Origin of the sequence: uncultured Campylobacter sp. (assembly GCF_937997465.1) — a bacterium.
In the GTDB taxonomy this organism is placed as follows: Bacteria; Campylobacterota; Campylobacteria; order Campylobacterales; family Campylobacteraceae; genus Campylobacter_A.
This window is the reverse complement of sequence record NZ_CALKTQ010000312.1, coordinates 1-2,711: the sequence shown is the minus strand read 5'-3', so window position 1 is coordinate 2,711 and position 2,711 is coordinate 1. Positions and strand designations below refer to the sequence as shown.

Sequence of the window (2,711 nt, the reverse complement as noted above, 5' to 3'; positions counted from 1 at the left end):
GAAACAAACATGCGCCTGCTATGTCGGTCGGCTGCCCCATGCGATTTAGCGGACTTAGCTCGGCTGTTTTGTCGCGAACTTCCTCATAGTTAGTAAAAGCCCTAAGCGCGTCCGTCTCGATCGGGCCGCCGCTAACGACGTTTACGCGGATATTTTTTTCGCCAAGCTCGGTCGCTGCGTAGCGCGCCATGGCTTCGACCGCGGCTTTTGCGGTGCCGTGGCCTGCGTAGTTTTCGATGTAGACGAGATTACCCGTCGATGATAGCGAGATGATGCTGCCGCCGCCCGTTTTTTCCATGCGTTTTGCCGCTTCTTGCGCGCCGACTACGAATGCGTTTACGGTTGCGGTGAAAATGTTATTGATACCGCGAGGGCGAAGTTTCATAAATTTCGTATATCCGCCTGCGACCGGACGACCCGAGATGATAGCGTTTGAGATGAAAAAATCGATGCGATCGAAGTTTGCGTCGATCTCTAAAAATAGATCTTTATAGGTCTCGGGCTCAAGTATATTTAGCGCGTAGGCTCTAGCTTTTATGCCGTACGTCGCCTCGAGCTCGGCGGCTTGGGTCTTGGCTAGCTCTTCGTTTGAGTTATATGTAAAGGCGATGTTTACACCCTTTGCGGCGAATTCCTCCACGATGGCGCGTCCGATACCGCGCGTTCCGCCGCTGATTACTAGAGTTTTGCCTTTAAATTCGTTTTCGCAGTTCATTAAAATCCTTTTATGTTATATTGCTTTATGGTTTGTTCGATTTTTTTGAGATTTTCGGCGCTCGGCTCGCAAAGCGGCAAGCGGTACTCGAGGCTTGATATGAGCCCGGCGATATACATAGCGGCCTTGACCGGGATCGGGTTGCTCTCGCAAAACATTATTTTATTGACCGCATACAGATCGTCGTTTATGGCTTTTGCGCGCGCAAACTCGCCCTTTAGCGCAAAGTGAGTCAAATTTGATATCTCGTCGGGAAGCAAATTTGCCGTAACCGAGATCACGCCCTTGCCGCCGTTTGAGAGGATAGGGTAGTTTATCGCGTCCTCGCCGCTGACGACGGATAGGCCAGGCTCGTGCGCGAGCAGATCGACGCAGCGCTCGATGCTACCCGTGGCCTCTTTTACGCCGTAAACGTTCTCGCACTCTTTAAATAGCCTAAAAACCGTGCACGGCTGGATATCCACGCCTACTCGGCCGGGGACGTTATAGAGTAGCACCGGGATTTCGACGCTTGAGGCGATCGCTTTGTAGTGGCGGTATAGGCCTTCTTGCGTCGGTTTGTTGTAGTAGGGCGCAACCGAGAGGATGCCGTCTGCGCCGTGATCTTGAGCAAATTTGGCTAATCCTACCGCCTCGTGAGTGGCGTTACTGCCGGCACCCGCGAGTACTTTTACGTCCGTATTTTTGCAGGTATTTACGGCGATCTCGATACAGATTCTATGCTCGTCGTGCGTTAGCGTCGCGCTCTCGCCTGTCGTGCCTACGGGTACGACCGCGTCAATGCCGTTTGCTATTTGTCTTTTGATTAATTTTTCATAACCGATTTCGTCTAGTTTACCGTCTTTAAAAGGCGTAATCAGCGCCGTCATAGCGCCCGTTATTGCTTTTTTATTCACTTTTTTCCTTTCTTAGGATGATCGTCGTGGATTTTTCTTTTCTTGCGTATTTTTTGCAGATTTCGTTTAGATCGGCTGGTTTTAGCGCGGCTGTTTTTTCAGGTAGCTCAAAAAGCGGCTTTATATCGCCTCTAACGAGATATCCGCCGTATAAATTTGCTACCTTCGACGCGCTATCTAACGAGTAAATAAGATCGCTTTTTAAGCTATTTTTTATCTTAGTTATCTCGTCTTCGTCTATTTTTTGCGTTTTTGCGTTTTCAAGCACTCTCCAGATCTCGTCCTCTACGGCCTCTGCCTTGACGCCTGGATTACAAACGGCAAGCACGATGAGCAGACTCTCGTCGATATTGCTCATATTATAGACGTCCACGCTGTTTACGAGACATTTTTCATCTATCAAAACGCGTTGTAAAACAGAGCTTTGTCCGCTGCCTAGATACTCCGCTAGCGCGCCTAACGCAGGCTGATCCTCGTGATTAAACGGCGGGATCTTAAAGGCAAGCGCCAGCATCTCTACCTCGCTATCCTTGTAAATTTCAGCCCTTTTTGCGCCGTTTTGCTCAGGCTCGATGCAGTGCAACTTAGGTAGCGGTTTTTTGTTTTTTATATTTTTAAAGTGCTTTTTGCCTAGCTCAAACGCGCTTTTTTTATCGATGTCGCCGCTGATTAGAAGCATCGCGTTTTGCGGCTGATAGTACGTCTCGTGAAATTCTTTTATGTCCTCTATCGTCCAGTTTCTGATGTCGCCGATAAAGCCGATCGGAGTCCAGTGATACGGGTGATAACTAAAAGCGACGTTAAAAAGCGTAAAGTACAAAAAGCCGATCGGAGAGTTGTCTGTGCGCCATCTTCGCTCCTCGGTCACGACATCGCGCTCGGGCTGAAATTCTTTATCTTTTAGGCTCAAATTTTCCATTATATCGGCATAAAGCCTAAGAGCCTCGTCTAGGTTGCCTTTTGAGCATTTGACGAAATAATGCGTATAATCAAAGCCCGTGCTAGCGTTATTTACGCCGCCAAAACCCTTTACGATCTCGTCAAATTCGCCCGCTTTCATATTTTTGGTGGATTTAAAATTTAGATGTTCTAGCATGTGC

3 protein-coding genes are annotated in these 2,711 nt (G+C 48.5%); all 3 read right to left on the bottom strand.

Features of this window, described 5'->3' with window-relative positions; all coding sequences use genetic code 11:
• The coding region (locus Q0546_RS10575; protein ID WP_298792867.1) for an enoyl-ACP reductase at positions 1-715 on the bottom strand (715 nt) is incomplete at its 3' end.
• Positions 715-1,611 (bottom strand): 4-hydroxy-tetrahydrodipicolinate synthase, encoded by an 897-nt coding sequence (gene dapA / locus Q0546_RS10570; RefSeq protein WP_298792865.1) that lies wholly within the window; start codon positions 1,609-1,611, stop codon positions 715-717. The genes dapA and Q0546_RS10575, both read right to left, overlap by 1 nt.
• Positions 1,604-2,711 (bottom strand): pitrilysin family protein (locus tag Q0546_RS10565; RefSeq protein ID WP_298792863.1); only part of this gene is annotated, 1,108 nt, incomplete at its 5' end. The genes Q0546_RS10565 and dapA, both read right to left, overlap by 8 nt.